Genomic DNA, 15264 nt, shown 5'->3' with positions numbered 1-15264 from the left:
TCACCAGTCAAAAAGAGAACACACCGTGAAGAAAGCCCTCCTCGCGCTGGCCGCGACCGCTGCCACCGCCGCCTCCGGCGCAGCGTTCGCCCAAACCAACGTCACGCTGTACGGCATCGTCGATGCCGGCATCGAAGTCATCAGCAACGCCCCGAGCGACGGCGGCGGCGACACCGCCGTGCGCATGAACTCGGGCAATCTGTCCGGCTCGCGCTGGGGCCTGCGCGGCACCGAGGACCTGGGCGGCGGCCTGAAGGGCCTGTTCGTGCTGGAAAGCGGCTTCGACATCGACACCGGCCGTTCGGCCCAGGGTGGCCGCCTGTTCGGCCGCGCCGCCTACGTCGGCCTGCAAGGCAACTTCGGCACCATCTCGCTGGGTCGCCAGCAGAACGCGCTGTACGACCTGTTCGGCGCCTTCGACCCGATGGGCGTCGGTCCGCGCTACTCGCTGAACAGCGTCGACTCGGCCTTCAACGGCCGCGCCGACAACAACATCAAGTACACCGGCAAGTTCGGCGGCCTGACCGCGACCGGCTTCTACAGCTTCGGCCGCGACAACAACGGCGAAGTCCCGGGCGAAACCAAGGTGGCGCGCCAGTTCGGCGGTGGCCTGTCGTACGCGGCGGGCGGCTTCTCGGTCGGCACGGCCTATGACCAGTACCAGGGCGCCACCGTCGCGCTGCAGGACCGCGCGGCCAAGCGCCTGGCGGTCGGTACCGCCTACGAGTTCGGCGCCGCCAAGGTGTTCGCCGGCTATCGCTGGATGCGCGACGAGGGCGTGGGCAGCGCCACCGCCACCAGCGTCCGCAGCAACCTGTACTGGGCCGGCGCTCGCTACAAGTTCACCCCGGCCTTCAGCCTGACCGGCGCGGCTTACTACGAAGACACCAAGAACACCGGTGCCGATCCGTGGATGTTCGTGCTGTCCGCCGACTACTCGCTGTCCAAGCGCACCGACGTCTATATGAACGTTGGCTACGTGCGCAACAAGGATGGTTCGGACCTGGGCCTGAACGGCGCGGGTACCGCCCAGGCCGGCGAGAACCAGACCGGCGTGACCATCGGCATGCGTCACCGCTTCTAAGCGAAGCTCCGAACGCCCGCCGCGCGGGCATGCGGCGGCGCCAGCCACTCACGCGCCGCCGCGCGAACGATCATATCGACCTTGTCTTCTTCATGGGCGCAAGGACGTTGGGCCGGTAGGATTACCGGCCCCTTTTTTATTTCGCCCCTCATTGGCGGCCCTCATTGGCGCCCTCCTTGGCCCCATCGAATGCCGTACCGCGGCATGGCTTGAAGATTTTTGATGGTGTCGCACAAACCGGCGCCGGCACGGCGACCCGATCGCGCGCTAGCATCGGGGCTTTCGTTGTTCCGTGTCCCCGCGCATTGCCCCATGACGTTTGTCGTAACGGATGCCTGCATCCAGTGCCGCTATACCGATTGCGTCGAGGTCTGCCCGATGTCGTGTTTCCACGAAGGGCCGAATTTCCTCGTGATCGATCCCGACGAATGCATCGATTGCTCGATGTGCGTGCCCGAATGCCCGGTCGGTGCCATTTATTCCGAAGAGAATCTTCCCGACGACCAGCGGCATTTCGTTGCGATCAATGCCGAATTGGCGCGCAAGCCGGAATGGAAACCGCTGTTGCAGGCCAAGGGGCCGTTGCCCGAGCATGAGGCCTGGGCAAGGGTCCAGGGCAAGCTCGACAAGCTGATTCGCGATTGACGCATCGCCCTCGACCGTAACGGCAAAAAAAGATGGGCCCGCAGGCCCATCTTCACCGTGGCGGTTGGCGGATCGCGAACCGGCCGCCGTCAACCGGGTCGCGCGATCAGCAGCGGCCCTTCTTCGCCTGTCCCGGCGGGCAGTGGTACGGGCCGGGGCCCGGGTCCACCACGACCGCGCCCGGCGTCACCACCGCACCGTGCGGGGTATAGACGGCGCAGCCGCCGAGCAGCGTGCCGGCGCCGATCAGCAGCGCGCAAATTCCTTTCATTGCCTTCATTGCGTTTTCCTGGTTTTTCGTTGGGGGCTCAGTGCATCAGAACTGGAAGTTCGCCGTCGCATCGGCCGCCGACACGTCGCGGTCGGTGCTCTGCGTGGCGCCAGTGATCGATGTCGCCGTGACAGTGTACTTGCCTGCCGCGGCCGGGTCGGCGGCGAGCGCGATCGGCAGCGTCGGCTGATACGTTCCCACCAGCGGCGCGGCGGCCGGCACGTTCAGCTGATAGGCGCCGGTATCGAAGTTCGCGTTGGCGACGGCCACTTCGATCGGCGAGCCGGCCACGGCCTGCTTCGCCTGCACGAAGGCCTGTGCGGATGCGGGCAGCACCGAGCCGGTGATCCGGCGCATCGGCGAGGCCGGCAGCGTGATCGGCGCCGCCGAGGTCGAGACCGTGGTGGTGGTCTGCGCGGTGACCGGCACGTTCTGGATCACGCCGGTCGCGCGATCGTTCTGCACCACCACCACGCTGTAATTGCCCGCGTCGCTGCTGCGCAGCAGCGGCGACAGCGTGAAGGCGCCATTGCTGTCCGCCAGCGTACCCTTGATGGTCACGCCATTCTGCTGCGCATAGACGGTCGCGCCGGCCTGCGCGGGCGAGACATAGCCCTGGATCGCACCGCTGACCACCAGCGGCACCGCGGTCACCACGGGCTTGAGCGCATAGGAGCCGTTGCCGCGCTGCACGATCGAGCGGCACGCATCGAAGTCGAGCACCAGGTCGACCAGCGTGTCGGGCTGCACGGTAAAACGGACGGATGATCTTGTACCCGCTCTGCGTCGCGCTCGGCGTATCGAGCGGCTGTTCGGCGCCGCCCGTCGGCACCACGGAGTTGGCGAGCGAGTTGCCGGTATTGCGATCGAGCACCAGGCGGATCTGCTGGTATTGGCCGGCCGGCAGCACGGTCTGCCCCAGCTTGGTCAGCGTGCCGTTCTGCAGCGACAGCAGATCGATGCGGCGGGAAGGATTGACATCGATCTCGGCCCAGCCGCCGGTGCCGTCCTCGGCGTTGGCGCTGGTATGGACGCGGATCTTGTCGACGGTGACGAAGACATGATCGAAGCCGCAGGCGGGTGCGTCGGTCATCGATACGCTCAGCGTACCCTTGCCACCGCCGTCGTCATCGCCGCCGCCGCCGCAGGCGGCCAGGATTGCGGCAGACGCGGCCACGCCGAACGCCAGCCCCCGGTATTTGAAATTGGTTCTCATTTCCCTCTCCTTGACTTCCTTATTGGGAATCTTGAGCATAATTTCCGATCGATCCGGAAAGGCGTGACATATTGTAAGAGCTGAAACACGGCGCGCTTTTTGCGAACTCCATGGCTGTCTTCGCGGCATGGAATTAACGAAGCAATTACCGCAAATGGACGCCGAGCCTGGCGCTCAGAACGCATACGACATCGATATCCCCGCAAAGGCATTGCGCCCCGCCGCCGGCTCGAAATATCGCCCATTGCCATCGTTGACGATCACCGAGCCCGCATAGCGGCGGTCGAACAGATTGTCGATGCGCGCAAACGCATTCAGCGTCCAGCGGCCGATGGGCATCGCGTAGCCGGCGTGGATGCCCGTCACGAAATAACCCGGCGCGCGGTCGCTGTTGCGGTCGTCGACCGGCACGGCGCTCAGATAGCGCAGGTCGATGCCGGCGCGCCAGCCGCGCGGCGGCGCCCAGCCCAGCGAGCCATAAAACGCGTGGCGCGCGGTGCCGGGCAGGCGCTTGCCGGCGACGATGCCGGGCGGCACCGTGTCGCGAAACGTCGCATCCAGAAAGCTGTACGCCAGCTGCGCCTGCCAGTGCCGGTGCAGCACGCCGCTCCAGCCCAGTTCCACGCCCTGGCGCAGCGTGCGGCCGGCATTGCGATAGCTGGCCCGTCCGCCGCTGCTGGTCGCGGTGACGATCTCCTGGTCGGTGCGGGTCTGGAACAGCGCCGCCGTCAGCAGGCCGCCGCCGAACTTCTGCTTGGCGCCCACTTCCACCGACGTGCTGGTGGCCGGGCGCAACGCGAAATTGAGGCCCGCCGGGCCATCGGGCCGATACGAGATCTCGTTCAGCGTCGGCGTCTCGAAGCCGCGTCCTGCGGTGGCATACAGATTCAGCGAGTCGCCGACGCGATAGCGCAGCGCGCCCACCGGCAGCCATTTGTCGTAGCGCACCGAGCCGCTGTCGTCGCCATTGGCGCCGACGATATAGCGATCGCTCGACGAGAAGCGCACGGTGCTGTGGCGCAGGCCCGCTTCGACGGTCCAGCGCGGCGTGAGGCCCAGCGACGCCTGCAGATACTGGTCGAAGTTCCACACCGTATTGCGTTCGTCGCGCCGCAGCCGGCCCTGTTCGCCGAGCACGGGCTGCTCGGGGCCGCCGATGAAGTTCTCGTAGCCCCGGCGCGCTTCCTCCATCGTGTCGTAGGCGAGCCCTGCAATCAGCGTCAGCGGCATGTGGCCGATTCGAGCATGGCGCGTCCAGCGCAGGTCCGCGCCGCCGTAGTCGCGCGCCAGATCGATGACACCGCCGGCCGACAGCGGGCTGCGCTGCGCCGCCGGTGGAATCGACAGGAACTGGCGCGTCTCGCGCCGGCCGTAGTAGACCATCGCCATCAGCGTGTTGTCGGCGTCGATGCGACGCTCATGGCGCAGGCCGCCCTGCGTCTGCTGCACCGTCTTGCGCGTATGGAACTGTTCGGCCAGCGGTGCCGAGCGCGGCGCGCTCTCGAACTGCGCGCGCGTCAGCCCGAGCGGGTCCTGCGCGCTCAGGTCGACCGCATTGGCGACCAGCGTCCAGCTGCTGTCCGCATCGGGACGCCACGTCAGCCTGGCATTGCCGAGGTTCTTGCGCGCGGCGCTATGATCGCGATATCCGTCGGTGGTGAAGCGCGATGCGCTGACCAGATAGTCCAGTCCGGGCTCGCCTTCGGCCGGCGCGCCGCTGGCCTTCAGGCCGTAGCGCCAGGTGCCGTAGCTGCCGGCGCCGACGCTGCCTTCGAGCAGCGGCGGACGCGCGCCCGGTTCGGTCCAGACCTGGACCACGCCGCCCGATGCGTTGCCGTACAGCGCCGATGCGGGGCCGCGCAATACCTCGACGCGATCGATCGACGCGATATCGATATTCGAGGTCTGCCCCTGTCCATCCGGCATCGTGGCGGGAATGCCGTCGACGTACAGGCGCAGGCCGCGCACGCCGAAGCTCGAGCGCGCGCCGAAGCCGCGGATCGACAACTGCAAGTCCTGCGCGTAGTTGTGCCGGTCCTTGACCAGCAAGCCCGGCACGCCGCCGAGCCCCTCGCTCAGATTGATCTGCGGCCGGCCCTCGCGCAGCGCGCTGCCGGACACCACATCGGCCGATGCGGGCGTATCGAACACCGAGGCGTCGATGCGCGTGGCCGTCACCACCACCGGCGCCAGCGCCGGCTGCGCGTCCGGCTCCGGCGCGGCGGGCGCTTGCTGTGCGCCCGCCCATCCCGACAGCGGCAGCAGCATGGCCGCCGCCCACCCCGCTCCACCGCCCCTCATCGGCGCTTCGCCGTCATTGCCGTCACGCGCCAGACCACGTTGCCGACATCGTCGGTCACCAGCAGGCCGCCGCGGCGATCGTCCTTGACGTCGACCGGGCGGCCATGGGCGCGCTCCTCGCCGTCGAGGAAGCCGGTCAGCACATCGATCGGCTCGCCGTTCGGCATGCCGCCGCGGAACGGCACGAAGATCACCTTGTAGCCGCTCTTGGGCTTGCGGTTCCATGAGCCATGCTGGCCGACGAACAGTCCCTCGCGGAACGGCGCGGGCCAGTGCAGTCCATCCGCGAACGTGATGCCGAGCGAGGCGGTATGCGGACCCAGCGCATAGTCGGGCACCAGCGCGGTGGCCACCAGCTCGGGTCGCTGCGGCTTGACCCGCGTATCGACGTGCTGGCCCCAGTAGCTATAGGGCCAGCCGTAGAAGCCGCCATCCCGCACCGACGTGATGTAGTCCGGCACCAGGTCGCTGCCGATCTCGTCGCGCTCGTTGACCGCGGTCCACAGCTTGCCGGTGACCGGTTCCCACGCCAGGCCATTCGGATTGCGCAGGCCCGTTGCATACAGCCGCATCTTGCCGCTGGCGCGATCGAGCTCCCAGATCGCGGCCCGGCCCTGCTCGATTTCCATGCCCTTCTCGGCGACGTTGCTGTTGGAGCCGACCGTGATGTACAGCTTGCGGCCGTCGTGGCTCGCGATCACGTTCTTGGTCCAGTGATGGTTGATGCCGGCGGGCAGGTCCACCACCTTGACGCCGGGCTCCTCGATGCGGTCGGCGCCGGGACGATAGCGGAAGCGGACCAGCGCGTCGGCATTGGCGACATAGAAGTCGTTGCCGACCAGCACCATGCCGAACGGCGAGTTCAGGCCCTGCAGGAAGACCGAGCGCTTGTCGGCGACGCCGTCCCGGTCGGTGTCGCGCAGCAGCGTGATGCGGTTGGCGCTGGGCGTGCCGGCGCCGGCGCGCTTCATCACCATCTTCATGACCCAGTCGCGGATGCCCTTGCCCGACTCCGGCTTCGGCGGCGCATTGGACTCGGCCACCAGCACGTCGCCGTTGGGCAGCACATAGAGCCAGCGCGGATGATCGAGCCCGTCGGCAAACGCGGTCACCGCGAGCCCGGGCGCGGGCGTCGGCCGCGCGCCTGCCGGCCAGCCGATCGCCGGCGCGATGTCCACGGTCGGCAGCAGGGTCTTGTTCGGCGGCGGCAGGGTCGGCGACGGACCGGTACCCTGCGCCACCGTCAGCGTGGCGCGGTCCCCCCATGCCCAGCAGGAAGCAGCCGCCGACCAGCAGCATGACGGCACCCATCACGATGACAAGGCGAACCTTCCTCATGACGCACTCCTCGATGGTTTGCGACCTGACAGGTCTTCCGACAAGTATCGGCGCGAATGCCGCCGCTGCCAGCGGTGGCAAACCCGGTTCTGTGCATTCTAAGGCACAGCTGTCCGTCGTCCCCGTGAACGCGCGGACCCCCGCAACGCGCGGACCCGGCGCCCTGCCGCCGCCCAGAGGCCGTCGGCCGCGCCTTCGGGGGCGCGACCGATGCAGCGTCGGATGTCGATTTGACTCGAAGCCGTTCGACAACAGGACAGGAGCCGCCGCCCAGGCACACCGACCACACCGGCCACGCCGGTCCACCCCATGCGGCGGGTTCGAAACCGAACCGACAAGGAGCACATCATGAGCATCAGCAAGGACGAGCAGACCATCGCGCAGATGATGGAAGACTGGGCCCGCGCGCTGGAACGGCGCGACGCCGCCGCCATGACGGCGAACTACGCGCCCGACGTGGCGCTGTTCGACGTCAAGCCGCCCTATGCGCTGCGAGGCGTCGACGCATATCGCGCCACCTGGGAAGCGTGCTTTCCGTACCTGCCCCGGCGCTTCCGCTCCGAACGCAAGGACATCGCGCTGACCGTCGGCGCCGATCTGGCGTTCTGCCATTGCCTGAGCCGCATCGCGCCGGTGGACGAGCCAGATCATCCGGCCGGCGGCACCTGGATCCGCATCACGGTCTGCTTCCAGAAACGCGATGGGCGCTGGCTGGTGGTGCACGAGCATGGCTCGCTGCCGTTCGATCCGATGACCGAGAAGGTCGTCTATATCGGCGATAGGGAGGCGGAGACGGCCTGAACACCCATCCGGGCGTTTTCACCGAACGGCTTGACAAGGGGAGTACGAAGCATAAAATTGCACGACGTTCAAAATTAATCGTCGTGCAAATGGAAGCCAAGCCTCAGCGAACCGCCCAGCGAACCGCCCAGACCCCGTTCGACCCACCCGCCGCCGCCCTGCCTCCCACGGGGCGGCGTCAGCGCAAGCGCAACCAGACGCTCGATCATCTGGCGGCCACCGCCTTCGATCTGTTCGAGGCGCATGGCTACGACGCGGTGACGATGGAGCAGATCGCCGCGCAGGCCGACGTGGCCAAGGGCACGCTGTACAACCACTTTCCGGTCAAGGAGGCGCTGCTGGCCCACCAGTTCCACGGCGAGCTGGCCGCGGGACTGCAGCAGTTGCGAGGGGCGCTCGATGGCCTCGGCAGCTTCCAGGCGCGGCTGTGCTATCTGCTGTCGGCCTCGGCCGACTGGTGCGAGGCGCGCCGCGGCTACCTGCCCCACTATCTGCGCTTCCGGTTTCTCGACCTGGGGCCGAGCCGCTTCGGGCAGGGCGCCGGCACGAACTCCGGCACGAACTCCGACGCCAAGTCCCGCGCCAGGTCGGACCCCAGCTCGGGCACCACGTCGGATGCCAGTGCGGAGTCCAGCGCGGATGCCAGCGCGAACGCCAACGTGGGGGCCAGGGCGAGTGCCAACGCGGGTGCAAACGACATCGGCGAAGCGGCCCCGACACGCAGCGGCATGGACCTCGCCTTCGATGCGCTGATGGCGGCGGCCCAGCAGAGCGGCGAGCTACGGCGCGACCTGCCGTCGGGGCAGCTCGCCTCGCTGTTCCATCATCTGTATCTGGGCGCGCTGATGCGCTGGCTCGCGGCGCCCGCCGGCGACCTGCGCGCCGAGTTCGCGGCCATCGTCGACCTGTTCTTCCACGGCGCGGCACGCGCGGCCGAGCCGGAGCGCGCACCATGAGCGCCCTGCTGCTCGACTGGCCGGCCGCCGCGGTGCAAGGGCCGGCCGCCGCCGGCGGCAAGGGCTGGCAGCTGGCGCTGATGGCGCAGCTCGGCGTGCCGGTGCCCGACGGCTTCGTGATCCATGCCGACGCGAGCCGCGGCCGGCGCGCCGGCGATCCGGTGCCCCAGGCTCTGCGCGACGCGCTCGCGCGCGAACTGGCGGTGCGGGATTGGGAAGCGACGCCGCTCGCGGTCCGCTCGTCGGCCCCGCAGGAGGATTCGGCGCAGGCCTCGTTCGCCGGCATCCACCTGTCGCGGCTGAACGTGCCCGGGGTGGATGCCGTGGCCGAGGCGGTGCAGGCGGCATGGGATTCGGTATGGGAGCCGGCGGCGGTCGCCTATCGGCAACGCCTGGGTCTCGACCAGCAAGGACACCAACCGGCGATGGCGGTGGTCGTGATGCCGCTGCTGCCGGCGGTGGCGGCCGGTATCGCCTTCACCTGCGACCCGCTGTCCGGCCGCGACGATCAGTTGCTGATCCACGCGCATTGGGGCCTGGGCGAGGCGCTGGTCGGCGGGCAGGCCGATGGCGACGAATACCGGCTGCAAAGCAGCGAAAGCACCGATGGCGACGATGCGCTGCGCGTGATCGTGCGCCGCCTCGGCGGCAAGCAGCGCATGACGCAGGTACTGTCCGGCGGCGGCACCACGGTGATCGACACGCCCGCGCAGCAGGCCGCCGACGCGGTACTGTCCGACGCGCAGGCCATCGCGCTTGGCGAACTGTCGCGCGACGCCGCCAGCGCGCTGGACTTCGCCAATCCGCGCTATGACATCGAATGGGTCTGGGACGGCAAGCAGTTCTGGATCGTGCAGGCGCGGCCCGTCACCGCGCGTGCGCGGCACACCTATCCGGCGCTGCGCGAGCAGCCGCGCTACTGGTCGCGCGGCAATACCCGCGAGATCATGCCCGACCCGCTGTCCGCGCTCGACTGGCACGGCTGCCGGACGATGGCCAACCGGATGCTGACGCTCGGCTTCTCGCTGTCCGGCTATCCGATCCTGCCCGGCACCGAGCACGCGGCGTTGTTCGACGGCCGCCTGTATCTCGACGTGTCGCTGATGCAGTGGGAGTGCTACGACGCGCTGGGTGTGCGTCCCGACGCGGTCAACCGCCTGCTCGGCGGCACGCAGCCGGAGATCGCTGTGCCGCCGCCGAGCGCGCGCGACCGCCTCGCCCGCGGCCTGCGCATGCTGCGCTATCTGGCGCGCTCACCGGGGCAACGGCGCCTGGGCGAAGCGGCGCTGGCGCGCGCCGCCGAGCAGACGCGCCAGTGGCGCCAGCAGGCGCTGCCCACCGATCGCGGCGCGCTGGCCCGGCTGCTGCGCGAGCAGTTCCGCACGGTCGCGCAGGCCGATCCGCTGTTCTTCCTGCAGGGCTCGGCCGGCGGCACGCTCGCCGGGCTGATCGATCTGGTCGAGAAGTACTGCCCCGGCGAAGGCTATGCGGTGACCGCGGCGCTGATGGCCGGAGGCGAGCCGAGCGTCACCGCGCAGCAGGGCTATGCGCTGATCGCGCTCGCCGAGACTGCCGCGGCGGATGCCGAAGCGCTGGCATGGCTGCGCAGTCCGCAGCGCAACGGCGCGCAGTGGGAGCAACGGCTGCCCGCGCACAGTCCCTTCCGCCGCGCCTTTGGCGAGTTCCTGGAGCGCTACGGCCATCGCGCCACCGCGGAAAGCTATGTGCGGCAGCCGCGCTGGCGCGAGGCGCCCGACTATCTGCTCGACACCGTGCTCGGCATGATCGGCAGCGACGCCCACGCGGTGCGGCAGCGCCAGCGCGATGCCGCGCGCCAGGCATGGCAGCGCCTGCGCGCCGCGATACCGCCGTTGGCTCGGCCCGCGATGCTGCCGCTGCTGCGGCGGATGGTGCGGGTCGCGACGCGCGAGTGCAATCAGCGCGAGGCGGCGCGCAGCGCGTTGATGCGGTATCTCGAAGCGGTGCGGCGCACCGCGCTGGCGTTAGGCGCGCAATTGGCCCGTGCGGGCGCGGACGCTGGCGAGGACGGCAGCGAGGACAGGAGCGAGGACAGGAGCGAGAACGACAAGGAGAACGGTAACGACGCCGGCTTGAAGCGGGCCGACGATGTGTTCCATCTGACCGCGTTCGAATTGCTCGCGGCCGCGGAAGGCCGGATGCCGCTGCAGCACGCCGCCCGGCGCGCGGCGCGGCGAGCCGAGACGCTGGCCCGTCAGGCCGGGCACACCGAGCCGGCGGTGATCGTCGAACAGCCGGGCGCGTTGCCGGCGGTGTTCCCGTCGGCGGAGCCCAGCGCCGCGTCGGTGGCCGATGCCGCCGCCGGGCGCTGGTCGGGCACGCCGGTGGGCGCCGGGCAGGCGCAAGGGCCGGCCTGCGTCGCCCGCAGCCCGCAACAGGCGACCGCGATGGCCAATGGCGACATCCTGGTGGCGCCCAGCACGGATCCCGCCTGGACGCCGCTGTTCCTGCGCGCCGGCGGCCTGGTGATGGAGACCGGCGGCTACCTGTCGCATGGCGCGATCGTCGCGCGCGAGTTCGGCATTCCGGCGGTGGTCAATCTGCCCGGCATCCTGTCGCAGCTGGCCGACGGCGACACGCTGGCGGTGGACGGCAATCGCGGCACCGTACAGCGGATGGCCGCAAAACGGGTGGCCGCCCGCTAGCGGCCCGAACTGTCGAAGCCCGAGTTGTCGACGCCGAGTTGTCGACGCCGAGTTGTCGACGCCGAGTTGTCGACGTCGAGTTGTCGAAGCCCGAGCCCTCGAAGCCCGAGCCGTCGAAGCCCGAGCCGTCGAAGCCCGAGCCGTCGAAGCGCCGTCCGAGCACGAGTTGGCGAAGCCCGAGCCGTCCAGGCTCAGGCCGGTGCGTCAGGCCGCGGCCAGCTGCGCGCGGGCGACCGCGGGGGCCTTCGACGGCGCGGCGGCACCGTGGCCCGCCGCGAGGCGGAACATCGCGACCGTTTCCAGCAGGCGCGTTGCCTGTTCGTCCAGCGAATGTGCGGCGGCGGCGGCTTCCTCGACCAGCGCGGCGTTCTGCTGCGTGACCTGGTCCATCTGGCCGACCGCCTGGTTGACCTGCTCGATGCCGCGGCTCTGTTCGCCAGTGGCCGCCGCGATCTCGCCGATGATGTCGGACACCTGCTTGACCGCCTGCTGGATCTCGTTCATGGTCGCACCCACGCTTTCGGCCTGGGCCGAGCCGGTGCGCACCGTCGACACCGAGGCGTCGATCAGTTCCTTGATCTCCTTGGCGGCGCTCGACGAGCGCTGCGCCAGCGTGCGCACCTCGCCGGCCACCACCGCGAAGCCGCGGCCCTGTTCGCCGGCACGCGCGGCTTCCACCGCGGCGTTCAGCGCCAGGATGTTGGTCTGGAAGGCAATGCCCTCGATCATGCCGGTGATCTCGGCGATGCGGTTCGAGTTGGTGCTGATCGCGCCCATGGTCTCGACCATCTGGCCGGTGGCGACATGGCCGTGCTGCGCGACCGCGGCGGCGTTGTCGGCCAGCGTGCTGGCCTGGCGCGCGCTGTCCGCATTGTGGCGAACCGTGGTGGTCAGCTCTTCCATGCTGGAGGCGGTCTCTTCGAGCGAGGCGGCCTGCTGCTCGGTGCGCGACGACAGGTCGGCGTTGCCTGCCGCGATCTGGCGTGCGGCCACGCCGACCGAATCGCTCGATTGCCGCACCTCGCGCATCGCCGCGGCGACGCGGTCGAGCAGTTCATTGAAGCTCTGCGCGGTCCGGCCGACTTCATCGAGACGGCGCACCGGCGAGCGATGGGCCAGGTCCAGCGTTTCGCTGACATGCTGCATGCTGGCCTGCATCTCGCCCAGGCTGTCGCGGATGCGGCGATACAGCAGCCACGCCAGCACGGCCACGATCAGCACGGTCACGCCGATGACGGTGCCGAACACGCGCACCGCGATCGTGCTGGCGCGCTTGTTCTCGATCACCGAGTCGTCGCCCATCTTGCTGTTGAAGTCCAGATGCGCGTCGATCTGCTTGCGCAGCGCGGCCGAGGCCAGATGCAGTTCGCCCGACGACAGCATCGCGTGCAGGGCCGCGGTGTCGTTGCTGCGGGACAGCGCGAAGAACGCGGCGTGCTGCGCGCGATAGCGGGCCAGCGCGGCGCGGTCCTCCTCGAGCAGCTTGCGGTCGGCATCGTTGGAGATGTCCTCGCGTTCGTACCGGGCGGCCAGGTCGTCGAAGCGCTTGATCGCGTTGGCGACCTCCTGCTCGGCGTCGTCCTTGGCCTTGGCGTCGTCGGCCAGCGCATGGCGATACAGCTGGACGCGGATCGCGGTGGTGCTGTCCTTGATCGCATTGAGCCGGCGCACGCTGGTCAGCGTATTTTCGTTGAAGTACTCGAGGCGTTGTTCGGCCTGGTTCAGTTGCCAGATGCCGCCGAGGCCGACGACCAGCAAGGCGAGCAGGGAAAAGAACAGCGTGAAAAGCAGACGTTGACTGATGTTCATGATGGGCCAGGGGACGGCTATCATCAGAAAAGCGACTCACTAGACGCTTAATTCTGATGTTAGTGTGGTTTCATTCAGGGTTTACGTCAGCCCTGCCGCACACTTGAGCCGCGCTTGGCGTGAATTTCGCTAGATCAGGGATATCGAGGACAAACGACGGAGACGACAAATGGCCATGTCCGAAACCTATATGGCGATCGAACCGCCACGCGAGGATATCGACGCGCTGCCGGGCGCCGCGGTGCTGGAATTCGGCGCGCCCTGGTGCGGCTACTGCATGCGGGCGCAGGCGCCGATCGCCTCGGCCTTCTCGCGCCATCAGCAGGTACGGCACATCAAGGTCGAGGACGGCAGCGGCCGCCCGCTCGGCCGCTCGTTCCGCATCAAGCTGTGGCCGACGCTGGTGTTCCTGCGCGACGGCAAGGAAGTGGCACGGCTCGTCAGGCCGACCGATGCGGACGAGATCGAGAAGGCGATGCGGCAGATCGACCGGAATGCCGGCGACGAGGCGGCGGCCGCATAGCGGTAGTGCGGGTCTGAGGGGTCGGTGTTGCCTGTGCGGGTATGTCCGGGCTGACTCTCTCTGTTCCGGTGCGGCGAGGGAGAACAGCGGCGTGATGATTGCCGGGGCGCCCCGTGGCTGGGTACATTGCGCGATGCGTTCCACCACGCCCCGCACCAGCGCCCCCACGACATGATCGACGCCGCCACCCTTGCCGCCCTGCGCGATTTCCCGCGCCAACTGGAAGCCTTCCACGCCGCCGTTCCGGCCACGCATCGCAACTGGTCACCGGCCAGCTGGGACGGCGTGCCGAGCGAGCCGTTCACCGCGATCGGCCAGTTGTGCCACGTGCGCGATATCGAGATCGACGGCTATCACGTGCGCTTCGCGCGCGCACTCGCCGAAACGCATCCGCTGCTGCCGTCGATCGACGGCGATGCGCTGGCGATCGAGCGTGCGTATGCCACGGCCGATGCCGCGCAGGTGCTTGCGGACTTCCGCGCGGCGCGCGAGAAGACCGTCGCGCTGATCGCCGGCCTGGACGATCGGCAGCTTGCCCGCACCGCCGAGTTCGAGGGCTACGGATCATTGACGGTCCGCAGCCTCGTGCATTACCTGTGCAGCCACGACCAGCAGCATCTGGCGGGAATGCAATGGCTGCTGGGGAAGATCCACGCCGAGCCGTTGGCCTGAGCGGCGCGGCGGACCCGCCCGGATAACGCTGGCCCGACGCTGACCTCGCTGGCCCGACGCTGACCTCACGCTGGCCTGACGCTGGCCTGACGCTGGCCTCATGCGGGATAGCGCTGGGTTGGCGCTGGCCTAACGCTGCGAAAGGCGCTCGCTGGCCGCGTTCGCCGGCGCAGCGGCGCCTTGCGCCGCTGCGGCGTCGATCGCCTCGTTCAGTTGCCGCACGGTCAGCTGCATGCCGCGCAGCCCGCCGCCATCCATCAGGTACCACAGGATCGGATCGAGCTTGACCACGCGCACCGGCTTGCCGGCGGCATTGCGCCCCAGTGCGCCGCCGTCGAGCGAGGCCAGCGCGGCCGAGGGCGGCTTGCCGACCGCCGCGTCGCGGTCGATCACGAACAGCCAGTCGGGATTGGCGTCGCGGATCTGCTGCACCGTCAGCTTCGTTCCCCCTGCCCTCCGGATTCAAATCCGGCAGCGCGGCCTGGAAGCCGAACGCATCGTGCACGGTACCGAAGCGCGAGCCCGGCCCTTGCGCGCTGATGTTCTCGCCCGCGGTCAGCACCATCAGCGCCGTGCCCGCGGTGGCCGCCCTATGCTTCAGCGTCTCCACGCCGGCGCGCAGCGCCTGCACCGCGGTCGCCGCCTGCTGCTGCCGGCCGAACACGCGGCCCAGGCTCTCGGCATGGCGCGCGATGGCGCCGATGCGGTCGGCGCGATCGACGCTGAGGTCCACCGTCGGCGCGAGACGGGACAGCGCGTCGTACTGCTTTGCCGACCGCCCGCCGACGACGATCAGGCCCGGTGCGATCGCCTCGATCACGGCCTGGTTCGGTTCGAACAGCGTGCCCACCTTGACCACGCTGTCATCGCGATAGCGGGCCAGATGCGGGGGCAGCGTCGTGGCGGGAACGCCGGCGACCGGCACGCCAAGCGCGTCCAGCGTATCGAGCGCGACCAGGTCCAT

The 15264-nt window shown here is 69.1% G+C and carries 12 protein-coding genes and 2 pseudogenes; 7 read left to right on the top strand and 7 right to left on the bottom strand.

The genetic code is table 11. The features are described 5' to 3' along the window. The first annotated feature begins 25 nt into the window (after window positions 1-25). Window positions 26-1084 carry a porin gene (locus tag OJJOAM_RS20595; RefSeq protein WP_150082486.1) on the top strand — a complete coding sequence of 353 codons (1059 nt, stop codon included), beginning with the start codon at window positions 26-28 and terminating at the stop codon, window positions 1082-1084. Between the two features lie 312 nt (window positions 1085-1396). Beyond that, window positions 1397-1729: a ferredoxin FdxA gene (gene fdxA, locus OJJOAM_RS20590; protein ID WP_422650997.1), complete on the top strand. Its 333-nt coding sequence runs from the start codon at window positions 1397-1399 to the stop codon at window positions 1727-1729. 106 nt (window positions 1730-1835) lie between these two features. On the opposite strand, the gene OJJOAM_RS20585 is transcribed toward fdxA, so the two are convergent. The 4 genes and pseudogenes from OJJOAM_RS20585 to OJJOAM_RS20570 form a co-directional block, all read right to left on the bottom strand. Beyond that, entirely contained in the window at window positions 1836-2009 is a 174-nt protein-coding gene (locus OJJOAM_RS20585; protein ID WP_174105085.1) for a hypothetical protein, read from the bottom strand. A gap of 36 nt (window positions 2010-2045) precedes the next feature. Further along, window positions 2046-3216: pseudogene (locus tag OJJOAM_RS20580) on the bottom strand (DUF4382 domain-containing protein). A gap of 174 nt (window positions 3217-3390) precedes the next feature. Continuing rightward, on the bottom strand, window positions 3391-5517 hold the full coding sequence (locus OJJOAM_RS20575; RefSeq protein ID WP_422650939.1) for a TonB-dependent receptor family protein: 2127 nt from the start codon (window positions 5515-5517) through the stop codon (window positions 3391-3393). Further along, entirely contained in the window at window positions 5514-6824 is a 1311-nt protein-coding gene (locus tag OJJOAM_RS20570; RefSeq protein WP_422650938.1) for a PQQ-dependent sugar dehydrogenase, read from the bottom strand. The genes OJJOAM_RS20575 and OJJOAM_RS20570 overlap by 4 nt, the downstream gene beginning before the upstream one ends. A 379-nt stretch (window positions 6825-7203) precedes the next feature. Here OJJOAM_RS20570 and OJJOAM_RS20565 point away from each other — a divergent pair, with 379 nt between their 5' ends. The 3 genes from OJJOAM_RS20565 to OJJOAM_RS20555 all read left to right on the top strand — a co-directional run bounded on the left by OJJOAM_RS20565 (window position 7204) and on the right by OJJOAM_RS20555 (window position 11296). Next, entirely contained in the window at window positions 7204-7656 is a 453-nt protein-coding gene (locus OJJOAM_RS20565) for a YybH family protein (protein WP_422650937.1), read from the top strand. An 89-nt stretch (window positions 7657-7745) separates the two neighbouring features. Beyond that, entirely contained in the window at window positions 7746-8612 is an 867-nt protein-coding gene (locus OJJOAM_RS20560; protein WP_422650936.1) for a TetR/AcrR family transcriptional regulator, read from the top strand. Next, a complete protein-coding gene (locus OJJOAM_RS20555; protein ID WP_422650935.1) occupies window positions 8609-11296 on the top strand; it encodes a PEP/pyruvate-binding domain-containing protein in 2688 nt (895 codons plus the stop codon). Before OJJOAM_RS20560 ends, OJJOAM_RS20555 begins: the two co-directional genes overlap by 4 nt. 204 nt (window positions 11297-11500) lie before the next feature. Here the strand turns inward: OJJOAM_RS20555 and OJJOAM_RS20550 are convergent, their stop codons facing one another. Beyond that, window positions 11501-13105 (bottom strand): methyl-accepting chemotaxis protein, encoded by a 1605-nt coding sequence (locus OJJOAM_RS20550; RefSeq protein WP_422650934.1) that lies wholly within the window; start codon window positions 13103-13105, stop codon window positions 11501-11503. Window positions 13106-13274: 169 nt separating this feature from the next. Here OJJOAM_RS20550 and OJJOAM_RS20545 point away from each other — a divergent pair, with 169 nt between their 5' ends. Both OJJOAM_RS20545 and OJJOAM_RS20540 read left to right on the top strand, forming a co-directional pair. Then, on the top strand, window positions 13275-13628 hold the full coding sequence (locus OJJOAM_RS20545) for a thioredoxin family protein (protein WP_226106145.1): 354 nt from the start codon (window positions 13275-13277) through the stop codon (window positions 13626-13628). 171 nt (window positions 13629-13799) lie between these two features. Then, window positions 13800-14300, top strand: coding sequence for a DinB family protein (locus OJJOAM_RS20540; protein WP_422650933.1), 501 nt, complete (start codon window positions 13800-13802; stop codon window positions 14298-14300). Between the two features lie 129 nt (window positions 14301-14429). Here OJJOAM_RS20540 and OJJOAM_RS20535 read toward each other — a convergent pair whose 3' ends face one another. Both OJJOAM_RS20535 and OJJOAM_RS20530 read right to left on the bottom strand, forming a co-directional pair. Next, a complete protein-coding gene (locus tag OJJOAM_RS20535) occupies window positions 14430-14732 on the bottom strand; it encodes a hypothetical protein (RefSeq protein WP_422650932.1) in 303 nt (100 codons plus the stop codon). A 79-nt stretch (window positions 14733-14811) separates the two neighbouring features. Beyond that, window positions 14812-15264, bottom strand: a pseudogene (locus OJJOAM_RS20530) (ABC transporter substrate-binding protein); the annotation flags it as partial.

This window comes from Cupriavidus sp. H18C1, assembly GCF_049311595.1.
GTDB lineage: Bacteria > Pseudomonadota > Gammaproteobacteria > Burkholderiales > Burkholderiaceae > Cupriavidus > Cupriavidus cauae.
The sequence above is the reverse complement of the archived record's forward strand: the minus strand, read 5'-3'. Positions and strand labels throughout refer to the sequence as shown.

What these genes read in the sequence shown, in the direction of transcription:
- OJJOAM_RS20560 (WP_422650936.1), top strand. Translation starts at nt 7,746, where the DNA reads ATGGAAGCCAAGCCTCAGCGAACCGCCCAGCGAACCGCCCAGACCCCG.
- OJJOAM_RS20550 (WP_422650934.1), bottom strand. Translation starts at nt 13,105, where the DNA reads ATGAACATCAGTCAACGTCTGCTTTTCACGCTGTTCTTTTCCCTGCTC.
- OJJOAM_RS20540 (WP_422650933.1), top strand. Translation starts at nt 13,800, where the DNA reads ATGATCGACGCCGCCACCCTTGCCGCCCTGCGCGATTTCCCGCGCCAA.
- OJJOAM_RS20545 (WP_226106145.1), top strand. Translation starts at nt 13,275, where the DNA reads ATGGCCATGTCCGAAACCTATATGGCGATCGAACCGCCACGCGAGGAT.
- OJJOAM_RS20575 (WP_422650939.1), bottom strand. Translation starts at nt 5,517, where the DNA reads ATGAGGGGCGGTGGAGCGGGGTGGGCGGCGGCCATGCTGCTGCCGCTG.
- OJJOAM_RS20555 (WP_422650935.1), top strand. Translation starts at nt 8,609, where the DNA reads ATGAGCGCCCTGCTGCTCGACTGGCCGGCCGCCGCGGTGCAAGGGCCG.
- fdxA (WP_422650997.1), top strand. Translation starts at nt 1,397, where the DNA reads ATGACGTTTGTCGTAACGGATGCCTGCATCCAGTGCCGCTATACCGAT.
- OJJOAM_RS20565 (WP_422650937.1), top strand. Translation starts at nt 7,204, where the DNA reads ATGAGCATCAGCAAGGACGAGCAGACCATCGCGCAGATGATGGAAGAC.
- OJJOAM_RS20585 (WP_174105085.1), bottom strand. Translation starts at nt 2,009, where the DNA reads ATGAAGGCAATGAAAGGAATTTGCGCGCTGCTGATCGGCGCCGGCACG.